The 19,652-nt window shown below is 64.6% G+C and carries 21 protein-coding genes; 9 read left to right on the forward strand and 12 right to left on the reverse strand.

Annotated features, from left to right (window positions below; genetic code table 11):
* Positions 1-318: 318 nt before the first annotated feature.
* Positions 319-1,434, forward strand: a complete 1,116-nt coding sequence (locus ACTHNZ_RS09120; RefSeq protein ID WP_440542234.1) for a PA0069 family radical SAM protein — start codon at positions 319-321, stop codon at positions 1,432-1,434.
* Between the two features lie 19 nt (positions 1,435-1,453).
* Here ACTHNZ_RS09120 and ACTHNZ_RS09125 read toward each other — a convergent pair whose 3' ends face one another.
* Positions 1,454-1,924, reverse strand: coding sequence for an NINE protein (locus tag ACTHNZ_RS09125; protein WP_440542183.1), 471 nt, complete (start codon positions 1,922-1,924; stop codon positions 1,454-1,456).
* A 224-nt stretch (positions 1,925-2,148) separates the two neighbouring features.
* On the opposite strand from ACTHNZ_RS09125, the gene rpsP reads away from it, so the two are divergent.
* The 6 genes from rpsP (at position 2,149) to ACTHNZ_RS09155 (ending at position 6,367) form a co-directional block, all read left to right on the forward strand.
* Complete coding sequence (rpsP, locus tag ACTHNZ_RS09130) at positions 2,149-2,403, forward strand: 30S ribosomal protein S16 (RefSeq protein ID WP_091011518.1); 255 nt, start codon at positions 2,149-2,151, stop codon at positions 2,401-2,403.
* A 112-nt stretch (positions 2,404-2,515) separates the two neighbouring features.
* Positions 2,516-3,205, forward strand: coding sequence for a ribosome maturation factor RimM (gene rimM / locus ACTHNZ_RS09135; protein WP_440542184.1), 690 nt, complete (start codon positions 2,516-2,518; stop codon positions 3,203-3,205).
* A gap of 2 nt (positions 3,206-3,207) precedes the next feature.
* Complete coding sequence (gene trmD, locus ACTHNZ_RS09140) at positions 3,208-3,999, forward strand: tRNA (guanosine(37)-N1)-methyltransferase TrmD (protein ID WP_440542185.1); 792 nt, start codon at positions 3,208-3,210, stop codon at positions 3,997-3,999.
* Between the two features lie 148 nt (positions 4,000-4,147).
* Positions 4,148-4,528 (forward strand): 50S ribosomal protein L19, encoded by a 381-nt coding sequence (gene rplS, locus ACTHNZ_RS09145; protein WP_440542186.1) that lies wholly within the window; start codon positions 4,148-4,150, stop codon positions 4,526-4,528.
* Positions 4,529-4,631: 103 nt separating this feature from the next.
* The gene (locus ACTHNZ_RS09150; protein WP_440542187.1) at positions 4,632-5,309 is read left to right on the forward strand and encodes a CoA pyrophosphatase; all 678 of its coding nucleotides are present in this window, start codon (positions 4,632-4,634) and stop codon (positions 5,307-5,309) included.
* 119 nt (positions 5,310-5,428) lie between these two features.
* Positions 5,429-6,367 (forward strand): CobD/CbiB family protein, encoded by a 939-nt coding sequence (locus ACTHNZ_RS09155; RefSeq protein ID WP_440542188.1) that lies wholly within the window; start codon positions 5,429-5,431, stop codon positions 6,365-6,367.
* Positions 6,368-6,431: 64 nt separating this feature from the next.
* Here ACTHNZ_RS09155 and ACTHNZ_RS09160 read toward each other — a convergent pair whose 3' ends face one another.
* The 3 genes from ACTHNZ_RS09160 to ACTHNZ_RS09170 all read right to left on the reverse strand — a co-directional run bounded on the left by ACTHNZ_RS09160 (position 6,432) and on the right by ACTHNZ_RS09170 (position 9,014).
* Entirely contained in the window at positions 6,432-6,746 is a 315-nt protein-coding gene (locus ACTHNZ_RS09160; protein WP_440542235.1) for a putative signal transducing protein, read from the reverse strand.
* A gap of 73 nt (positions 6,747-6,819) precedes the next feature.
* The gene (gene rsgA / locus ACTHNZ_RS09165; RefSeq protein WP_440542189.1) at positions 6,820-7,758 is read right to left on the reverse strand and encodes a ribosome small subunit-dependent GTPase A; all 939 of its coding nucleotides are present in this window, start codon (positions 7,756-7,758) and stop codon (positions 6,820-6,822) included.
* Positions 7,755-9,014 (reverse strand): M48 family metallopeptidase, encoded by a 1,260-nt coding sequence (locus ACTHNZ_RS09170; protein WP_440542190.1) that lies wholly within the window; start codon positions 9,012-9,014, stop codon positions 7,755-7,757. Before ACTHNZ_RS09170 ends, rsgA begins: the two co-directional genes overlap by 4 nt.
* A gap of 62 nt (positions 9,015-9,076) precedes the next feature.
* Between ACTHNZ_RS09170 and orn the strand changes: the two genes are divergently transcribed.
* Positions 9,077-9,688: an oligoribonuclease gene (orn, locus tag ACTHNZ_RS09175; protein ID WP_440542191.1), complete on the forward strand. Its 612-nt coding sequence runs from the start codon at positions 9,077-9,079 to the stop codon at positions 9,686-9,688.
* 114 nt (positions 9,689-9,802) lie between these two features.
* Here the strand turns inward: orn and mog are convergent, their stop codons facing one another.
* Positions 9,803-10,423: a molybdopterin adenylyltransferase gene (mog, locus tag ACTHNZ_RS09180; protein WP_440542192.1), complete on the reverse strand. Its 621-nt coding sequence runs from the start codon at positions 10,421-10,423 to the stop codon at positions 9,803-9,805.
* Entirely contained in the window at positions 10,416-11,009 is a 594-nt protein-coding gene (yjgA, locus tag ACTHNZ_RS09185) for a ribosome biogenesis factor YjgA (RefSeq protein ID WP_440542193.1), read from the reverse strand. Before yjgA ends, mog begins: the two co-directional genes overlap by 8 nt.
* 203 nt (positions 11,010-11,212) lie before the next feature.
* On the opposite strand from yjgA, the gene pmbA reads away from it, so the two are divergent.
* Complete coding sequence (pmbA, locus tag ACTHNZ_RS09190) at positions 11,213-12,583, forward strand: metalloprotease PmbA (RefSeq protein ID WP_440542194.1); 1,371 nt, start codon at positions 11,213-11,215, stop codon at positions 12,581-12,583.
* 112 nt (positions 12,584-12,695) lie between these two features.
* Here the strand turns inward: pmbA and ACTHNZ_RS09195 are convergent, their stop codons facing one another.
* The 6 genes from ACTHNZ_RS09195 to ACTHNZ_RS09220 form a co-directional block, all read right to left on the reverse strand.
* Positions 12,696-13,196 carry a dihydrofolate reductase gene (locus ACTHNZ_RS09195; protein WP_440542195.1) on the reverse strand — a complete coding sequence of 167 codons (501 nt, stop codon included), beginning with the start codon at positions 13,194-13,196 and terminating at the stop codon, positions 12,696-12,698.
* A 168-nt stretch (positions 13,197-13,364) separates the two neighbouring features.
* Entirely contained in the window at positions 13,365-14,897 is a 1,533-nt protein-coding gene (locus tag ACTHNZ_RS09200; protein ID WP_440542196.1) for a sigma 54-interacting transcriptional regulator, read from the reverse strand.
* A 33-nt stretch (positions 14,898-14,930) separates the two neighbouring features.
* On the reverse strand, positions 14,931-16,364 hold the full coding sequence (locus ACTHNZ_RS09205) for a hypothetical protein (RefSeq protein WP_440542197.1): 1,434 nt from the start codon (positions 16,362-16,364) through the stop codon (positions 14,931-14,933).
* A gap of 146 nt (positions 16,365-16,510) precedes the next feature.
* On the reverse strand, positions 16,511-17,389 hold the full coding sequence (locus tag ACTHNZ_RS09210; RefSeq protein ID WP_440542198.1) for a peptidase C39: 879 nt from the start codon (positions 17,387-17,389) through the stop codon (positions 16,511-16,513).
* A 6-nt stretch (positions 17,390-17,395) separates the two neighbouring features.
* A complete protein-coding gene (locus tag ACTHNZ_RS09215) occupies positions 17,396-18,106 on the reverse strand; it encodes a C39 family peptidase (protein WP_440542199.1) in 711 nt (236 codons plus the stop codon).
* 113 nt (positions 18,107-18,219) lie between these two features.
* A complete protein-coding gene (locus ACTHNZ_RS09220; protein ID WP_440542200.1) occupies positions 18,220-19,632 on the reverse strand; it encodes a hypothetical protein in 1,413 nt (470 codons plus the stop codon).
* Between the last annotated feature and the right edge of the window lie 20 nt (positions 19,633-19,652).

The raw sequence follows: 19,652 nt of genomic DNA on the forward strand, positions 1-19,652 counted from the left end.
GCGGATACCCGTGTGAAAGTAGGTAATCGTCAGGCTCCTTACGTGCCCGTCGCAGTGCGCGCTCAAGCGCCCACTGCGATCCATGCAATGCCTCACCAAACCCCCGATAGCCAACCGCTGTCGGGGGTTTCGTGTTTGGAAACGCCGAAACGCTCATCGGCAGCACCGCCGCCCTTTTCCCTCCGCAGCTGCCTGTTCCCTCGTCCCAGCACCAGTGTTACCCGCTTGACATACTGTACATTCATACAGTAAAAAGATCGTCTATACACATCCCGCACGGGAGGCAGGCCGAGCGATCACACGTGGCCTGTGCGCATGATGGACGATCGAGAAGCCGAATATCCCATTGCTCCACCCGCACCGCTCAAGGGGCGGGGCGCTGTCACGAATCTGCAAGGGCGCTACGAGCTCGACAAGCGCGAGGCCGTCGATGACGGCTGGCTGCCAGCAGATGAAGACGCCGTTCCGCCTTCGCTCAAGACCCAAGTGTTCACCGAGCGCGCGCGGGGCATTCTGACCCGCAACACGTCACCCGATATCCCATTTAGCGTTTCGCTGAATCCCTATCGCGGCTGCGAACACGGCTGCATCTACTGCTTTGCCCGTCCAACGCACAGCTATCTCGGGCTTTCGCCGGGCCTCGATTTCGAAAGCCGAATTTACGCCAAGGTCAACGCGCCCGAGCTTTTGCAACGTGAGCTATCGAAAAAGCACTACACGCCGGAACCGATCGCACTCGGCGTGAACACAGACGCGTATCAACCCGTCGAGCGCGAATTACGTCTGACGCGGCGGGTCATCGAAGTCTTGCACGATCATGGACATCCGTTCGCCGCGATCACGAAGTCTTCGCTGATCGAGCGCGACATCGATTTGCTCGCACCGATGGCCGAGCGCGGACAAGTCATGGCCGCGATTACGGTGACCACGCTCGACGCGCAAATTGCGCGGACGCTCGAGCCGCGCGCCGCGACGCCGGCCCGTAGGCTCCGCACGATCCGCGCGCTCAGCGAAGCAGGCATTCCGGTAGGCGTCAGCATTGCCCCCGTCATTCCATTCGTGACCGAACCGGATCTCGAACGGGTGATGGAGGCCTGCGCGGAAGCGGGCGCAACGAGCGCGAGCTATATCGTCTTGCGCTTGCCTTGGGAGGTGGCGCCGCTCTTCAAGGATTGGCTCGCCGCGCATTTCCCGCAGCGTGCGGACCGCGTCATGGCACGCGTGCACGATATGCGCGGCGGCAAGGACTACGACTCGTCCTTCGGGCAGCGCATGAAGGGAGAAGGCGTTTGGGCAGATTTGCTGAAGCAGCGATTCGATCAAGCGGTCAAGCGGCTCGGCCTCAATCCACGGCGCCACGGTATCCTCGATATGTCGCATTTCAAGAAACCGGCCGCAATCGCGGCACCGAACCCGCAGATGGATCTGTTTTGACGGGCGCGGTTGGCCGGCATCACTGCGAGAGCGAGGTACTCAGCCCCCCTTGCGATTCGAAGTACGTCTGAAACGTCACGGCGAGGCCGCTCATCAGCAGCAGCGCGCCGATGAACAACGAAAAAATCACGACGAAAACCACGCCCCAGCCGGATTGACTGCTACGCGTGTGCCCGGCATTGAATTGGGCGTCCCATTTTTCGTCGGGGCGCAGCCCGTAGACGATCGCCGCGAGAAAGGCCGCAAGCACGGATAGGGCGCCGGGCGCCGCCAGCGCCCATCCGAGCGCCGAGGTTCGCTCCGAGGCGGCGAGCAGCAGCACGCCAGGGATGCCGAGCGCCGTGCCGAGTACATGCGCCCATCCGAATGGATCGCGCGGGCCGTACAGATAGAAGCGATGAGCGCCGACGCTGCCCAACGAAAAGGCGAGCAACGCGGTGAGTGTTTTGGAGCGGAAGCGCGTGGGGGCGGCGAAAGCGCGTGTTGACATGACCGAAGGAGCGTGGAGGGCCGTAAAGCGGGGGTTCGTCGAGAAAAACACCCGCTTCTCGCGGGCGCCCGAGCGCGCATTGTACGTCGCCGGCTTTACATCGAGCCTGGATGTGGTTGCACGGACGGGACGGCCTTTAAGGTAAGTGTTTGTTATGGTTTCAGTTTCCCGCTATAATCGAGCGTTTCAGTGGTTCCGAACCCCCGGTTTTCAAGGATTACAGTATGGTCATCATCCGCTTGGCACGTGGCGGCTCGAAGAAGCGCCCGTTCTACAACATCGTCGCCACCGATTCGCGCAACCGTCGTGACGGCCGCTTCATCGAGCGCGTCGGCTTCTACAACCCGGTTGCCACGAAGGGCGAATCGCTGCGTATTGCGCAAGATCGTCTGACGTACTGGCAAGGCGTGGGCGCGCAATTGTCGCCGACGGTCGAGCGTCTCGTGAAGCAAGCGCAACAGGCGCAACCGGCTGCTTGATCGCGCCGGCGGCAATGTGAGCCAGATGTTGCGGGCACTTCGCGCGAGCCGCGCCGTGCAAGCAGCGGTCGGCAGGCAGCCGCTCGTGATCGAGCAACTGTGAGGTTTGTCGATGTCCGTTCGTGATTCGGGCGGCTCGGGCCGAGCAAAAACGGCCTCTCGGGCGCCTGTGTCGTTTGGCGCGTTCGCGCGCAAGCCGGTCGAGCGCACTGCCGCGGGTGCGGCAGCCGGTCAGGCGTCGGGCGTCGAATGGGTCGAGGCGTTGCCCGATGATGCCGTCGAAGTCGGCGCCATTGTCGATGCCTACGGCCTGAAGGGCTGGGTGAAGGTCGCGGCGCATGCCGGCGCGGCTCAGGGCGGCGACGCTTTGACGAACGCCAAACGCTGGTGGCTCGTCAAAGGGCGAGAGATCAAGGCTGCGGCGGTCTTGGCCGCAAAGGTGCATGGCGACAGCATCGTCGCGCAGTTCTCCGGCGTCGACGACCGTGATCAGGCGCTTGCGTTACGCGGCTGGCGCGTTCATGTCCGTCGCGGCGATTTCCCCACGCTCGAGGCCGACGAATTTTACTGGGTCGACTTGATCGGCCTTGAAGTCGTCAACGAGGCCGGTGTCGCACTCGGTGCGGTTGCCGATCTCATCGACAACGGCGCGCACTCGGTGCTCCGCGTCGAGTATCCGTCGCACGGCAAGGACGGGCAGCCGACGACCGGCGAGCGGTTGATCCCGTTCGTCGGCGTGTACGTGAAGACGGTGGATCAGGCGGCGAAGCGTATCGTCGTCGATTGGGAAGCCGATTACTGAGCATGATCCACATCAGGGAGCGCGCGATGCAGTTCGATGTCGTCACGCTCTTTCCCGAGATGTTCCGCGCGGTGACCGAGTGGGGCATCACGAGCCGAGCAGCAAAGCAAGGGCGGTTCGGCTTGAGAACGTGGAATCCGCGCGATTTCACGACGGACAATTACCGTACCGTCGACGATCGCCCCTATGGCGGCGGGCCGGGTATGGTCATGCTGGCCAAGCCGCTCGAGGCGGCCATCGGCGCGGCGAAGGCGGCACAGGAAGCCCAGGGTGTGTCCGGGGCTCGCGTCGTGATGATGTCGCCTCAAGGGGCGCCGCTCGATCACGAACGTGTGATGCGCTTCGCCGGCGAACCGGGGCTCGTCTTGCTGTGCGGGCGATATGAAGCGATCGATCAGCGTCTCATCGATCGTTGTGTCGACGAGGAAGTGAGCTTGGGCGATTTCGTCCTGTCCGGTGGGGAGTTGCCTGCCATGGCGTTGATGGACGCAGTCGTGCGGCAACTGCCGGGCGTGCTCGGCGATGCTCAGTCGGCGGTGCAGGATAGTTTCGTGGATGGGCTGCTCGATTGCCCGCATTACACGCGCCCCGAGGAATACGAGGGTATGCGTGTTCCCGATGTGCTGCTCGGCGGGCATCATGCCGAAATCGAGCAGTGGCGGCGCAAGGAAGCGCTCGGCAATACCCTCGCCAAGCGGCCCGATCTGATCGAGCGCGCGCGGCGAAACAAGATGTTGAGCCGTGCCGACGAGGCGTGGCTCGCAAGCCTGGCGAAAGCGGCATCGAAGTCCTGAACGGGCTTCGGGCGCTCGCGCACGGCAAAGGCGGTACCGCTTCGGAAGCGGTGCCAGATGTGAACCCATCCTCTATCGGGGCCGAGCCACATTGCCGATTCGGCACACGGCAGGCAGAACGCCGACAAGATGGCATAAGGAGTCAGTGATGAATCTGATTGAAAAACTCGAGCAGGAAGAAATCCAGCGCGTGCTCGGCGAGAAGTCGATCCCCGAATTCGCTCCCGGCGATACGGTCATCGTCAACGTGAACGTGGTCGAAGGCAACCGCAAGCGCGTCCAGGCCTACGAAGGCGTCGTGATCGCCAAGCGCAATCGCGGCCTGAACTCGTCGTTCATCGTCCGCAAGATTTCGTCGGGCGAAGGCGTCGAGCGTACGTTCCAAACGTATTCGCCGCTGTTGGCCAGCATCGTCGTGAAGCGTCGCGGCGATGTGCGTCGTGCGAAGCTGTACTACCTGCGCGAGCGCTCGGGCAAATCGGCACGTATCAAGGAAAAGCTGGTCACGAAGGTCCGCACGGCTTCCTAAACGTGTGAGCTGTAAGAAAAAGCACCCGCTTCGGGTGCTTTTTTCTTTGGGTCTTGCCGAGTCACAATGGCGGATATCCGCCCGCGACTTCACGAGTGTCACCTTGATTCGTCCCGTCTTCGAACCTGAAGTGTTGCCGATCGAAACCACTGGGGCCGACCTGCCCCGCGTGGCCGCTCATCGGTTGACGCCGGCCGGTCTGCGCGAGCGCTTCGCGCAACGTTTGGCCTGGGCGCCTGAGCCGTTCGAGACGTTCGCCGGGCGCGGCGACCCGCGCGCCGCCGCCGTGCTCATGCCGCTCGTCGTACGCGAGGCAGGGCTTTCGGTGCTGCTCACTCAGCGCGCCGATCACTTGAGCGATCACGCTGGGCAGATCAGTTTTCCCGGGGGACGCCGAGAGCCGTTCGATCGCGACGCAACCGCAACGGCGCTGCGCGAGGCGCAAGAGGAGGTCGCCCTCGCTCCAGAGCGCGTCGAAGTGCTCGGTGCGCTGCCCGATTACCTCACGGGCACGGGCTTTCGGGTTACGCCCGTCGTCGGGATCGTTCATGGACCGTTCACGGTGCACGCCGATACGCTGGAAGTAGCGGAGATCTTCGAGGTGCCGCTTCCTTTTCTGATGAATCCCGCCAACCACGAAGTGCGACTTTTGCGATGGGAGGGCGGCGAGCGTCGCTTTTTTGCCATGCCGTATCCGCGGCCTTCTCCCGGCGGACAATATTTCATTTGGGGCGCAACAGCCGGCATGTTGCGCAATTTCTATCGCTTTTTGGCCGCATGACTTCATCGCCCGTGTGTCATGCCGCGCGTGGCTGAACCGATACGTCCACATTGTGGTGCGGCGGCCTGTGCTATCGTTACGCGACATACGAACAAACTCGAATTGCCACGGTCCCTCGCATGACCTTTTTCTCCGTATTGTTGGCCCTCGTCATCGAACAGCTACGCGCGCTCTCGCAGAGCAACCCGATCTTCGCGCTGCTGCAATACCATGCGGAATCCGCCGCGCTGGGCTTCGACGCGGGCAAGAGAAAACACGGCATGCTCGCATGGCTCGTCGTCGTGCTGCCGTGGACGCTGGCCGTCGCTGCGATCTATTACGTCCTTTATCGAATCAGTTTTGCGCTGGCGTTCCTCTGGAACGTCGTCATCGTTTATTTCACGCTCGGCTTTCGCCAGTTCAGTCATTACTTCACCGATATCCATCTCGCGCTGAATAATGACGATGTCCCGCGCGCGCGTGAAATTCTCGCCGAATGGACCGGCATGGAAACGATCGACATGCCCGTCGGCGAGATCGTGCGCCATACGCTGATCCACGCCGTCGTGGCTTCGCATCGGCACGTGTTCGGCGTGTTCTTCTGGTTTCTCGTGCCCATCGGTCCGGCCGGCGCCGTGCTCTACCGGATCTCAGAATATCTCGCGCGTAGCTGGACCGTATCCGTCGGCGAGCGCACGGCCGCCTTCGGCACGTTCGCTCGCAATGCGTTTTTCGTCATCGACTGGATCCCTTCGCGCCTGACGGCGCTCGGCTTCGCGATCGTCGGCAACTTCGAAGATGCGATCTATGCGTGGCGCAATCACGCGCGCCAATGGCCCGACGCCAACGACGGCGTCTTGCTCGCCGCGGGCAGCGGAGCGCTCGGCGCACGGTTGGCTGGCCCCCTAGCCGAGCCTTCGAGCCTCGATGCGCTCGGCACGCCCGACGGCGGCCCGCTGACCGTCGGCGACGATTGCACGCCGCGTACGCTGCAATCGGCGGTAGGTCTCGTCTGGCGTGCCGTCATCCTCTGGATGATCTTGCTGCTCATGCTGACGATCGCCGTTTGGGTGGGGTAGCGGCCGAGGCGAAGGCGTTTAGAGGGCGATTCCGCCTGGCGATTCCGGTGCTGCAGGCCCTGCGTCAATCGGCTTCGCGCCAGGCGCCGCAGCGCCAGCAGGCTGTGAACTGCGGCTCCAGCATTTCCCCGCACGCTCGGCACGTCCACGGCAACGCGCCGGGCGGCGGTCCGCTTCGCGCGGCCGCCAAGATTCGTCTCGCCAAGGCTTCGTCGCGTTCGTCGACGAGCCACAGTTCCGGCGCGCACTGGTCAGCCGGGATTTCGCCCAGCGCACCGTTCAAGTACCGGTTGTGGAGTTCGCAAGCGATCCCCGCAGCTGCCAGCACATTGACCCAATGTTGGCCGATGACGGGATTCGGTGCCAAAGTGAGCTTCAGCATGGGGCTTGCATCGCGCGGATCGCGCCTCGCGGTCGGTTCCGGTTAGGGTTATGGTTGGCTTTGGCGTTCGTTATCTGACGACCTGGCTCGCCTCATGCACGAGCTGAGCATAGAGCGCGTGCCGCTCGCGCGCGATGCGGCCGTTCGCCAGCGCGTCGAGAATCGCGCACCCTGGCTCGTGCAGATGATGACAATTGTAGAAGCGGCAGTGCGCAAGCAGCGGCCGGAATTCGGGAAAGGCCCGCTCGAGACGGCCTTCGGTCAGATGGTGGAGGCCGAACTCCTGAAAGCCCGGCGAATCGATCAGCGCACCGCCGTCCGGGAGCGGGTACAGCCGCGTAAAGGTCGTCGTATGGCGGCCGCTGTTCAGTGCGGTCGAAATCTCGCGCGTGGCGACGTCCGCTTCGGGCACGATCAGATTGACCAGCGTGGATTTGCCCATCCCCGATTGGCCGAGCAACAGCGTCGCATGGCCGCGCAACCGTTCGCTCAGCGCCGAGCGCGCTTCGTCCGGGCGCGTCTTGATCGACAGCTCGAGCACGTCGTAACCCAGTGCGCGGTAGGGGGCGAGGCGTTCGCGCGCCGCGGGCAGCGCCGTCGTCACGTCGGTCTTGTTCAGGACGATGACCGGTGCCAGCTCGTTGGCTTCCGCGGCGACGAGCGCACGGCCGAGGAGATCCTCGCTGAAGTGCGGCTCGGTGGCCAGCACGATCAGCAATTGATCGAGATTGGCCGCAAAGAGCTTCGATTTGTATTGATCGGAACGGTAGAGCAGATTGCGCCGCTCGCCGATCGCCACGATCACGCCCTGATCCGTCGATGTGGGTTCGTAGGCGACGCGATCGCCCACGGCCACCTCGCTTTTCTTTCCGCGCGGAAAACACTGCAACAGCCTGTGCGGCTCGCGCTCCGGCGCGACCAAGTAATGACGCCCGTGCGCGGCGATGACGAGCCCGTGCGACTGCGCGGTGCCGGCTTGCTTGCCGGCTTTGGCTGGACGGGCGCTCATGCGTGTCGCAGCAGCCGTTCGATCCGCTGCGATGCGGGTGGGTGCGAGTAATAGAACGCCGTATAGACTGGATCGGGCGTCAACGTGGACGCGTTGTCTTCGTAGAGCTTGACGAGCGCGCTCACGAGTTCATGCGCATCGGTTTGGCTCGCCGCGAAGGCATCGGCTTCGAACTCGTGCTTGCGTGAGCTCAAGCTGCCGAGCGGCGTGACGAAGAACATGAACACCGGCAGCGCGAGGAAGAACAGCACCAGCGCCAGCGCATCGTTGCTGCCCGTCATCGAAGGGCGCACGCCGAGCCCCTCGTAGAACCAGGTGCGCCCGCCGAGCCAGCCGAGCAGCGCGAACAAGCCGAGGCTGATCGCGAACGTCACGAGCATGCGCTTGATTACGTGGCGGCGCTTGAAATGCCCGAGTTCGTGCGCGAGCACCGCTTCGATCTCGCTGCCCGTCAGGCGAGCAAGCAGCGTATCGAAGAAGACGATGCGCTTGGTGGCGCCAAAGCCCGTGAAATAGGCGTTGCCGTGTGCGGAGCGGCGGCTGCCGTCCATGACGAACAGGCCCTTGGCGGCGAACCCGCAACGCTTCATCAGCGCGTCGATCCGGTGCACGAGCGCTTCGTCCGTCAACGGCTCGAACTTGTTGAACAGCGGCGCGATCAGCCGCGGATACAGCACGAGCGCGAGCAGTTGGAACCCGATGACGACGGCCCAGGCCCACAGCCACCAGAGGCCGCCGGCACGCCCCATGAGCCAGAGCACCACGAAGAGGAGCGGCAGCCCGAATGCGGCGCCGAGCCCGACGCCCTTGGCGAGATCGGCGAAGAAGATCGCTCGCGTCATCCGATTGAATCCGAACCGTTCCTCGACGACGAACTGCCGGTAATAGTCGAACGGCAGATCGATGATGCTCGTCACGATCACGACCGCCGCAACGAGGCCGATCTGGCCCGCATAACCTTCGCCGAGCCAGCCGGCGACTGCGTGGTCGAGCGCTTCTACTCCGCCGAGCAGCGTGAGGCCGATCAGCACGGCGGCGCCGACGATGATTTCGACCATCGACAGGCGCGTGCGCACGACGGTGTAGTCGGCCGCGCGCCGATGCGCGGCCAGTGGGATCGTATCGGCGAACTGCCTCGGCACCGCATCCCTGTGGGCCGCCACGAAGCGGATTTGTCGCGAGGCGAGCCACAATTTCGTGGCGACCATCGCGACCACCATGACGGCGAACAAAACGGTGAAGTCGAGAGCGGGCATCGGGAAGTCCAAGTTATCTATGCGAGAATTATAAAGTTTCGCACCCATCAACGGATTGCCTCATGACTGACTTACTCGAACCCGTCGGCGAGCCGACGCTCGCGCGCAGCGAGATGAATCTCGTTTGGCTCGACATGGAAATGACGGGGCTCGAGCCCGACACCGACCGCATCATCGAAATCGCGGTCGTCGTGACGAACTCGACGCTCGACAAGGTGGTCGAGGGCCCTGTGTTCGCGATCCATCAGAGCGACGAAACGCTCGACAAAATGGACGATTGGAACAAGAACACGCACGGCAGGTCGGGGCTCATCGATCGCGTGCGCGCATCGACCGTCTCCGAAGCCGATGCCGCCGAGCAGATTCGCGCATTTCTCGGCAACTACGTGCCGCCCGGCAAGTCGCCGATGTGCGGAAATTCGATTTGCCAGGACCGCCGCTTCATGGCGCGCTGGATGCCCGAGCTGGAGCGGTTTTTCCACTACCGCAACCTCGACGTCAGCACGCTCAAGGAGTTGTGCCGCCGTTGGCAGCCCGTGATCTACAAGGGCTTTCAAAAGCGCGCGATGCACACGGCGCTGGCCGACATCCACGAGTCGATCGACGAGCTCAAGTACTATCGCGAGCATTTCCTCGTCGCATCGAGCGAGACCCCCATCGCCGAAGGCAACTGAACCGCCGAAGCGCTTTGAGGGCCAAGGGGCCGAGCGGGTAAGCATGACGCCGCCGCTCGCCGGCTTCGCGCCCGCGCGAAGGTGCGCGAGGCCCCAGGCGCTTCAGGCGGAAGTTCAGGAAGACGCGCGCCGGGCGCTCTTGGGCCGAAAAGCCGCGACGACTTGCTCGTTCGTGGTCACGTATGGGCCGCCGATGAGATCGATGCAATAGGGCACGGCCGCGAAGATGCCGGGCACCTTCACGGCGCCCGTATCGTCGCGCAACCCTTCCAGCGTTTCCTGAATCGACTTGGGCTGGCCCGGCAGATTGATGATCAATGCCGCGTGGCCCGCCGTTTCGCGGATCACGGCCACTTGGCGTGACAGAATCGCCGTCGGGACGAAATTGAGACTGATTTGGCGCATCTGCTCGCCGAAGCCAGGCATTTCCTTCGAGCCCACCGCGAGCGTCGCCTCGGGCGTCACGTCCCGCCGCGCCGGCCCCGTGCCGCCCGTCGTCAGCACGAGATCGCAGCCGAACGTATCGACGAGCTCGATCAGCGTGGCCGAAATCCGCTCGGGCTCGTCCGCGATCAGCCGCTTCTCCACCCGCCAGGGCGAGGCCAGCGCTTGGCCGAGCCATGCTTCGAGCGCGGGCAGCCCCTTGTCTTCGTAGACGCCGCTCGAGGCACGATCGCTGACCGATACGAGGCCGACGACGATCTCGTCGGGATGGCTGCGCGTGGGTTTAGTCATCGTCGTCTTCCGTCGCTTCGTCGTCGTGCGGGTCTTCGCCTGCGCCGCCGCTCGCGGTCTTGATCCATTGGAACAACTCGCGGAAATAGCGCGGCGGCTTGCCTTGCTCGGCTTCCTTGCGTGCGTTGCGGATCAGCGTGCGGCCTTCCTGGGCATCGGCGCCCGGGTGCTCGCGCAAAAACGCCGTGAAGGTGTCGTCGTGAGCGAGCAACCGCTCGCGCGTCTGCTCGATCCAGTGCAGGCGCGCCGTTTCGGCCTTGTTCACGCCGCGGTGCGTGTCGAGCGCGGTGCGCAGCGCGGCGATTTCGTCCTCCCGCAGCGTGCGCATCACGCGCCCGATGTATTGGATTTGCCGGCGTTTGCCCTCATGATCGGTGATGCGGCGCGCTTCGCGCACGGCGTCGGCCAGGTTTTCGGGCATCGGCATGCGTTTGAGGGCGTCTTTCGGCAGTTCGACGAGATCGACGCCCAACGTCTGCAGCGCGTGCATTTCGCGCTTCAGTTGCGATTTGCTGGGGCGCTCGTCGAATGCTTGATCGGCCGCGTCGTCGTGCTCGATCGGTTGGATGCGGGTTTTGCGTGTCATGGGCGATATTGTAGCGTGCGGCGGCGGCTGGCCCGGCTTGTGCCGCCGCCGTTGCACGCCGTGTTCGCTCGCTCGCGCGACCATCCGCTCAAGCCTTGCTATGATCGCGGGATGCAAACGATCGGGCGCGCCGGCGCGGCGAATCCGCCGCAGGCGCTCCGAGCCGTGCTCAACAGACAGCTTTTCACCGGACGGCAAACACGATGGCAGCGGATACGGAAACCTCACAACGCTTTTTCCCGCACACGCAAGACGAACTGAAGGAAATCGCGTCCGACATTCTCAAGCACGCGAAGTCGCTGGGCGCCACCGACGCCGCCACGGAAATTTCCGAAGGCGACGGGCTCTCCGTGTCCGTGCGGCGCGGCGAAGTCGAGACGATCGAGCACAACCGCGACAAGATGGTCGGCGTGACCGTTTTCATCGGTGCCAAGCGCGGCAATGCGAGCACGTCGGACTTTTCGAAGGAGGCGTTGCGCGACACCGTGGCCGCCGCCTACAACATCGCGCGCTTCACGGCCGAGGACGACTGCGCCGGGCTTGCCGAAGCCGAGCTGCTGGAGAAAGATCCGCGCGATCTCGATCTGTATCACCCGTGGCACCTATCGGCCGACGAAGCCGTCGAGCTCGCCCGCCGCGCCGAAGACGCCGCGTTCGCGACCGATCCGCAGATCCGCAATTCGGAAGGTGCCAGCGTGTCGGCGCAGCACTCGCAGTTCGTGCTCGCGACGACCCGCGGCTTCTTGGCGGGCTACCCGTACTCGCGTCACTACGTCGCCTGCGCGCCGATTGCCGGCAGCGGCCGCAACATGCAGCGTGACGATTGGTACTCGTCGAAGCGCAGCGCGCAGGCGCTCGCCGATCCCGAGGCGATCGGCCGGTACGCCGCGCAGCGCGCGCTGGCGCGGCTCGGCGCCCGCCGGCTCGACACGCGCAAGGTGCCGGTGCTGTTCGAGGCACCGCTCGCGGCCGGTTTGCTCGGCGCGTTCGTGCAGGCAACGAGCGGCGGGGCCCTGTATCGCAAGACGTCGTTTCTCGTCGATAGCCTCGGCAAGAGCGTTTTCGCGCCGCACGTTCAGATCGTCGAAGACCCGCACGTGCCGCGCGCCATGGGCAGCGCGCCGTTCGACGAAGAGGGGGTGCGCACGAAACAGCGCTCCGTGGTGACGGACGGCGTAGTCGAGGGCTACTTTTTGTCGACCTATTCGGCGCGCAAGCTCGGGATGCAGACCACGGGCAACGCGGGCGGCTCGCACAATCTGACGCTGCGAAGCAGCCAGACGCGGCCCGAGGACGACTTCGAGGCGATGCTGCGCAAGCTCGGCACGGGGCTGCTGTTGACCGAGCTGATGGGGCAGGGCGTCAACTACGTGACCGGCGACTATTCGCGCGGCGCGTCGGGTTTCTGGGTGGAGAACGGCAAGATCCAATATCCCGTCGAAGAGATCACCGTTGCCGGCACGCTGCAGGAAATGTTCCGCCACATCGTCGCGATCGGTGCCGATTCGATCGTGCGGGGAACGAAGCAGACCGGTTCGGTGCTGATCGAGCGGATGACGATCGCCGGACAATGAGCGAAACGATAACGACGCGGCGGGTGCGGGCGCCTCGCACGCGTTCGGCGCATCGTGGTCGACCCGCATGAAGAGGCCGGCCCGCCGCGGCGGCCGGCAGACGGATGCCCTACTAGGCCTTAGCCGGCGCACTGCGCCGATAAACGACGCGTTCGTAGTCGAATGCTTCCGCGCGATGCGGTTCGCGCGACACGACTTCCCACTGCGCCGGATCGGGTGCCGGAAACGTCGCATCCCCTTCGACGTCGGCGTCGATTTCGGTGATCACGAGTTTGTCGGCGAAGCCGATACCTTCGGCGTACAGTTGCGTGCCGCCGATGAGAAACGCTTCCTGAGCGCCGTCCTGCGCGGCCAGCGTCAATGCTTCGCCGATGCTCGTTGCCATTTCGCATCCTTCGAAGCGCCGGCTTGCGTCGCGCGTGACGACGATGTTGCGGCGGCCCGGCAACGGGCGGCCGATCGACTCGTGCGTCTTGCGGCCCATGATGATCGGCGCGCCCATCGTCGTGCGCTTGAAGAAACCGAGGTCCTCGGGCAGATGCCACGGCAGTTGGTTGTCGCGGCCGATCACGCCGTTGCGGGCGCGGGCGACGATGATGGTCAGTGTCGTCATGGTCGAGGCGATGAGGCCGGCGTGGCACGAGGCGGAAGTTCGCTGGACGTGAAAACGCCCACGATCGAGGAACGTCCGTCTCGAGACGCGGCGAGCGGTGGATTCGAGCCGCCGATTTTACGCCACTGCCTCGGGCGTTCGCCACGCAACTGCGTGGCCGCTTCGATTTCAGTCCGCCGCCGCCTTGCTATCGCCCGAAACGCCCGAGACGCCCGAGACGCCCGGTAGTCCTGCGTCGTCCGGTTCGCCCGTTTTTTCCTCCGATGCGGCGGGGTCTCGCAATCCATGCGCGCCCATCAGCCGATAAAGCGTGACGCGCGAGATGCCGAGATCGGTGGCGGCTTCGTTCAGCCGATGCCGATGCCGTAGCAGCGCCGTTTCGATCGCGCGTTTTTCCGCCGTCTCGCGCGCTTGCGCGAGCGTCATCGTCTCTTGCTCCGTGAACTGCGCGAGATCGAGATCGTCTGCGCCGATCAGTTTGCCTTCGGCCATCACGATCGCGCGCCGCACGCGGTTGATCAATTCACGCACGTTGCCGGGCCAGTTGTACTTGTGCATGGCCTCGATCGCGGAGGGCGCGAAGCCGCGAATGCGCCGGGCGCTGTCCGTCTTGAACTTGTGCAAGATGTGATGCGCCAAGATTTCGATGTCCTTGCCGCGCGAGCGCAGCGGCGGTTCGTCGATGCGCAGCACGCACAAGCGATGAAACAGGTCCGCGCGGAAGCGGCCGTCGCGCATCGCGCCTTCGAGGTCGACGTGCGTGGCCGAGATCACGCGCACGTCGACGGCAATCGATTCGCGCCCGCCGAGCCGCTCGATCCTGCCCTCCTGAAGGAAGCGCAGCAGGCTCGCTTGGCTTTCCAGCGGCAAGTCGCCGATTTCATCGAGGAACAGCGTGCCGCCGCTCGCGGCCTCGACGCGCCCGATCTTGCGTTGATTCGCTCCCGTGAACGCGCCACGTTCGTAGCCGAACAACTCCGATTGCAGCAAGTGATGCGGGATCGCCCCGCAGTTGATCGCGACGAACGGCTCGTTGCGCCGCGGCGACCGCTCGTGAATCGCGACGGCAGTGAGTTCCTTGCCCGTGCCGGACTCGCCGGCGATGAAGACTGCCGCATCGGTGTTCGCGACTTTGCGGATCGTGCGAAAGAGCTGCTGCATCGCGTCGCAAGTGCCGACCATTTCGTCGTCGCCCACGCTCGCCATGCCCGCGACGAGATCGAGATCGGTCAACGTGATCATGCCGAACGCGTGGCCGGCGAGGTAATCGATCGTCTGCGCGCTGGCGGGCAGCTTCAGGTAATCGAAGCAATAGCTGCGAATCAGGCGTCGCACGTCGGGCTCTTCGAGCCGCTCCTCGTTCGCCAGCGCCACCCAGCCGACGAGCGGCTGGCGCAAGCTCGTCTCCAATGCGCAGAGTTCGCGCGCGGTGAAGTGCGATACGTCGACGATGCCCGCATACGGCACGTCCGGCCGTATCGCTCGCGCGCATTCGCTGGGCGTGCGCGCGAGCGCCACGCTCCAGCCGCAGCGCTTCAGGTGTTCGACGAGCGTGTCTTCGGGCGCGCGCGAGAGGTAGACGAGCAGCCGTTCGTCGCACTGTCGCTCGCGCTCGCCGGCTTGCTTGCTGTGTGCGAGCGATAAAGGCGGCGCACTGGCGCCGAGCGGCCCCGCCGCTGTCGAATGTGATGTGTCACGCACGAGATGCTCCCGTAGGGTCAAGCATCGAAACGATCAAAAGGTGTACGGGAACCGCACGCCGACGACGAAGTTCGGCGCGTCGGGCGTGAGCCCGATCGATACCGATCCGTTGATCGTCAAGTGCTTGTTCACGACGTGGTTCAATCCGAAATTCACGGCCGCGGCAACCGTCTCGCTGCCGGGGACCTTCTGCCAGCCTTGTCCGGGCGCCTGTGTCTCGCTCTGCGGCTCGATCGCCATCGTGTACGAGACGCTCGCCGAATCTTTCTCCGAGAAGGCGAGGGCGACGCCCCCACCCCATTGGAAGACGTCGCCGAGCTTGACCTTGGCCGGCTGGGTTTGCCCTTGGACGGACGAGACGTCCGAGAACGAGCGCGCGAGGTTGTAGGTGTACGACAGGCTGCCGAACAGCACGACCGGGTCGTACGTCTTCAACACCGATACGCCGGCCGTGAAGTTCCAAAAGCCCGTGCCCGTCGGCAGCTTGGTCGGGGCGACGAGGCTCGTGTTGTTCGGGTCGACCTGGACGAGCTTGATGCCGAACGGCGAGGTGCCCGTCGGGGCCTTCACGCGCAGGCTGCCGACGACGTCGGGCCAGTTGCCGCTTTCCTTGAGGAACTGGTAGTACAGCCCGAAATTGACGTCGCCGATCGCGCTCGAGTTGGCCGAGGCATCGGACAGCGCGCTCGCCGCGCCGCCTGCGCCGCCGACGATGAAATCGCTATGGCGATAGACGTAGGGCACGTCGACGTCGAAGCTGATGCGGTCAGTGAGACCGTAGCGAGCGTCGAGGTCGGCCATCACTTGATGGGACTTCGTTTCCCCCAAATTGATGTTGCCGAGGAAGATCGCATCGAGCGCAAGGAACCCCGACAACTGGAGCTGGCGGCGGTCGTAGTACGTGTCGCTGATGCCCCAATCGAGCGTGAGCTTGCGGTCGAACAGCGGTGCGTGCTCGCGCTGCACGACGGCATTTTCCGCTTCGGTGCGCACGGGCTGGGCGGCTTTTTGCGTCGTGCCGATCGCACCGCCTTCCGAGCCTGCCGCCGCGGTACCGCCGGCCGGCTCGGGGATCGCGGGGGTGGTCGGCACGCCCGTTGCCGTCGATCCGCCGCTCGTCGGGCCCGTCGAGCCCGGCGCAACCTGAGCAAGCGGAGGCAGCGGGGCGGGCAGCCCGTCCGAGCCGGGCGGCGGTGCCGATGCGGCATCGCCGTTCGCGCTGCCGGCCAGGCCCCGGCCGCGCTCCGCCATTTCGAGCTTAGTGACCTGCGCCTCGAGCGATTGAATCTGGCGTTGCTGCTCGTCGACCACGCGCATGAGGGTGGTCAACCGCGTCTCGAGCGATTGCTCCGCGAGCGCTTGTGCCGATGCCGCATGCGGCAGGCCCAGCGCCAAAACCGCGGCCGGTATGGCCGCGAGCCGCATGCGGCCGGCCTGCCGCGCAAGGCTCGCGCTCCTCGTTGACATCTTGTGCATTGTCGTTCCCCCGGTCTTTCGTCGGTGCGAGCGTCGGTCGACGGCCCCGTTGCCGCGCGCCTGTTTATGTCGATTGCCGATTGCCGATTGCCTACGTTGTCGATGCCCCTCGTTGCCGCGATGATTCCTCGTTGGCGCTAGCGCCTGCCCAGCGCGGCGTTCTGCATGGCCTGCAATACGCCCAACTGCCGCAGCAGCGCACCGGACGTCGGCTGCGTTTGGATGTGCAACTGCAGTTGGTTGACGACCGCTTGGGCGTTGCCCGCCACTTGGACCAACTGCGCGATGGCGCCGCCGCCTTGCGCCCCCGTCGGCGCGATCGTCTGCCTCGCGATGCCGGCGGGCGTTTGCAGGCTCAGCGCCACGCCACCGTTACCGAAGGTCACCGTCGCCGTGACGTTGCCCGATACGCTCGCCGCCGATGCACTCGGGTTGTGCGCGCCGGCCGCCCCGCCCGCGGTGAGGTTCGATGTACCCGATCCATCGAAGTCGATGACGGCCGAGTTCATGCTCGTATTGCCGTTGCCGGCGACTTGCGTGATCTGCGAGACGCCGTTGACCGAGACGTTCTGGCCGCCCATGGCGCTGGCTTGCGCGGCGGCGGACGACGACGTCGAACCGGTCCCATGGGCGGTGCCGTATTGATTCCCGTTGCCGTGATTGAGCCCGTCGTTTGCTTGCGCCGAGGCCGACACCTGGGCCGAGAGCGAGTTGTCGGCGCCGGTCGTGACCGTCAGCTTGCCGTGCGCGGTCGCGGAGGCCCCGTTCGGCATTTGCCATTGCGAGACGAGATCCAGCACGAGGCCCGAGACCATCTCGGCACCGGGCGCCTTGCCGGTTTGATGCGCCAGCACGTCGTCGTCGACGGCTTGCCAACTGACATTGCCGGCTAAGGCGCCGGCCTGCGCCGAGAGAAACTCCGGCGGCGCGGTGAGCCGCTGCGCGGCTTGCGCGGTGCTCGCGAGAGTGCATGCGGCAAGCGCGAGCGTAAGCGGTGAAGCGATGAAGTGCTTCATGGGGTTTCAGAACCAGTCTGCCCTAGACAATCCGTAATCCACGAAGGGCGTCGCGGCCGTGCTCGCGTCGAGCGCTCGCTCGCGCAGCTTCAAAGCCAGCGACACGTTGTCCTGCAATAGCGGGGAATCCTCCCTGAAGGGCTTGCCGAGGACCGCGAACACGAGCCCGTTCCAGCTCGCGACGAATTCCTCGTCGAGCACGATGCGATTGCCGAGCGCGGGATCGGCGATGAACACGCGTCCGTTCTCGGCATGCTTGACGATGACGAAGTGCTCGTAGCCGCCGATGTTCATCAGCACGAGCACGGGGATTCTGAGGTGGTAGAGCGCGTCGAGGGTCACGCGAAAGCCGCGGCCCCGCAGCCCGATCGTCTCGACGAAGTGCTTCATGTCGAGCATCGAAAAGCCGTTCTTGACGACGACTTCCGGCGTCGAGAACGCCATCATGCGGCGAATCAGCTCCGGCTCCGGAATGTCGATGCCATAGCCGTACTTGAGCAGCGTCGCGAGCGCGGCCGAGCCGCAACTGTAGTCGTAGCGCTGGCTGACGATATGGCTGTATCGAATATCCCGCATGGAGCGCACCGTTTTGATGAGTGGCACGCCGGCAAGGTTAGACGTATCGATGGCCGACTGCGCGTTGCTTGGCGCACATATCGCGGCGCAAATGAGCGCGGCGAACGTCCGCCATGCCCCGTACCGAGCATGACTCGACATGCTGCTTCCCCTCGAAGGCGCATACCGGCCGCTGTTCTGCGGCCGGTATGCGTGAGCGCTCGAACCGACGGCGGCCTGGCCGTGCGCGTACCGCCGGCCGCCCTCGGTGGCGCTCAATGGCCGGTGATGTTCGTCGCGGCGATCGCGAGGCCGTTGTGCTGCAGATTGCCGGCGCCACCGGCGATGTTCACGCCGATGTTGCCCGTCGCGTTCTGCAGCGCACCGGCACCGATCATGGCCGTGCCGCTGATCGAGCCTTGGAAGCTCAGGTTCGCCGCTTGGCCGTTGTCGTCGGTGGCGACCATCGCGACGGCGAGCGGAATCGCACCGTCCTTCAGGTTCGTCGTCGATGCGGCCAGGCTGTTGTTCTGCACGTTGGCGACGCCTGCCGTGATGTTCACGCCCACGTTGCCGGACACGCCGCTCAGTGAGTTGTCGCCGAGCGAAGCGTTGAGCATGAAGTTATTGATCTTCGCTTGCCCGCCGGACGACTGCGTGCTGAAGATCTGTGCGTTGCCGAACACATTGCCTTGGTCGACCGAAGCCAGCGAAGCATCGTTGCTCTGCGCGTTGTCGATGCCTTCCGCGACGTTCATGCCGATGTTGCCGGCGGAGCCGCTGCCTGCGCCGGCACCCGTCGTGGCCGTCAGATTGCCCGGTTTTTGCGTGTCGATGTACTGCGTCACCGAGCCCGTCACCGTCACGTCCGTCGTGTCTCTCGAGTTGGCATAAGCCCACGAGGCCGAGTGGCTCTTCTCATGCGTCTTGCTCCATGCCACGCTGCCCGACGATTGCTCCGCGAATGCTTGGCCGCCCGAGCCCTGATCGGCGTGGAACGTCCAGGCCGCGCCTTGGCCCGATCCGCTGTTCGCGCTCTGGCTGCTCGAGGACGCGGACGCGTCCGTCGCGCTGCCTTCGAATGCATTCAGATTGAGATTGCCGTGTGCGCTGAAGTTGCCGAAGCCGTGGCTGTCGTCGCCGTGGTGATCGTGGTCGGCGCTATAGGTGTAGCCCAAGTTGGCCGATCCGCTCGCCGTCAAGGTGGCGCTCGCATCTTGCGAGGTATGCGAGCTGCTGCTCGAGCTGCTCGATTTTTGGTTGCTGTACTCGTAGCCGCCGCCCGAGATCGCACTGTTTTGATGCTTGTAGGCATAGGCCGACGACGCTTCGAACGCTTGCGCGAAGGATGCCGAGCCCGATTCGCTGCTCTTGCTCGAGCCGACCGAGTAGCCGGAGCCCTTCACCGAGCTGTAGTTGTTGTTCAAGGTCGTCGTGATCGCGCCCATCGTATAGCTTTGCGCGGTCGGATCGAGCATCGCGTTCGACCAGGCGACCTGGTTGTTGTTGACGACGGCGCCGACCGTGCTCGACACGGAGACGCAGCCGAACAGGCGGACGAAGCCGTCGATGTCGACGTTCTGCGCCACGGCCGTGGCATTGAAGATGAACGGGTTCTTGACGTTGTGGGCGAATGCGGTGCCCGACGCTGCTGCCAGCACTGCGGCTGCGATGAGTGTGCGCTTCATGATGACGCTCCGATACGAAG

The organism is Trinickia sp. (assembly GCF_051953955.1).
In the GTDB taxonomy this organism is placed as follows: domain Bacteria; phylum Pseudomonadota; class Gammaproteobacteria; order Burkholderiales; family Burkholderiaceae; genus Trinickia.

Bases quoted from the DNA above. Each gene is read 5' to 3' on its own strand.
- ACTHNZ_RS09120 (WP_440542234.1), top strand. From the start codon at position 319: ATGGACGATCGAGAAGCCGAATATCCCATTGCTCCACCCGCACCGCTC.
- ACTHNZ_RS09125 (WP_440542183.1), bottom strand. From the start codon at position 1,924: ATGTCAACACGCGCTTTCGCCGCCCCCACGCGCTTCCGCTCCAAAACA.
- rpsP (WP_091011518.1), top strand. From the start codon at position 2,149: ATGGTCATCATCCGCTTGGCACGTGGCGGCTCGAAGAAGCGCCCGTTC.
- rimM (WP_440542184.1), top strand. From the start codon at position 2,516: ATGTCCGTTCGTGATTCGGGCGGCTCGGGCCGAGCAAAAACGGCCTCT.
- trmD (WP_440542185.1), top strand. From the start codon at position 3,208: ATGATCCACATCAGGGAGCGCGCGATGCAGTTCGATGTCGTCACGCTC.
- rplS (WP_440542186.1), top strand. From the start codon at position 4,148: ATGAATCTGATTGAAAAACTCGAGCAGGAAGAAATCCAGCGCGTGCTC.
- ACTHNZ_RS09155 (WP_440542188.1), top strand. From the start codon at position 5,429: ATGACCTTTTTCTCCGTATTGTTGGCCCTCGTCATCGAACAGCTACGC.
- rsgA (WP_440542189.1), bottom strand. From the start codon at position 7,758: ATGAGCGCCCGTCCAGCCAAAGCCGGCAAGCAAGCCGGCACCGCGCAG.
- ACTHNZ_RS09170 (WP_440542190.1), bottom strand. From the start codon at position 9,014: ATGCCCGCTCTCGACTTCACCGTTTTGTTCGCCGTCATGGTGGTCGCG.
- orn (WP_440542191.1), top strand. From the start codon at position 9,077: ATGACTGACTTACTCGAACCCGTCGGCGAGCCGACGCTCGCGCGCAGC.
- mog (WP_440542192.1), bottom strand. From the start codon at position 10,423: ATGACTAAACCCACGCGCAGCCATCCCGACGAGATCGTCGTCGGCCTC.
- yjgA (WP_440542193.1), bottom strand. From the start codon at position 11,009: ATGACACGCAAAACCCGCATCCAACCGATCGAGCACGACGACGCGGCC.
- pmbA (WP_440542194.1), top strand. From the start codon at position 11,213: ATGGCAGCGGATACGGAAACCTCACAACGCTTTTTCCCGCACACGCAA.
- ACTHNZ_RS09195 (WP_440542195.1), bottom strand. From the start codon at position 13,196: ATGACGACACTGACCATCATCGTCGCCCGCGCCCGCAACGGCGTGATC.
- ACTHNZ_RS09205 (WP_440542197.1), bottom strand. From the start codon at position 16,364: ATGTCAACGAGGAGCGCGAGCCTTGCGCGGCAGGCCGGCCGCATGCGG.
- ACTHNZ_RS09210 (WP_440542198.1), bottom strand. From the start codon at position 17,389: ATGAAGCACTTCATCGCTTCACCGCTTACGCTCGCGCTTGCCGCATGC.
- ACTHNZ_RS09215 (WP_440542199.1), bottom strand. From the start codon at position 18,106: ATGTCGAGTCATGCTCGGTACGGGGCATGGCGGACGTTCGCCGCGCTC.
- ACTHNZ_RS09220 (WP_440542200.1), bottom strand. From the start codon at position 19,632: ATGAAGCGCACACTCATCGCAGCCGCAGTGCTGGCAGCAGCGTCGGGC.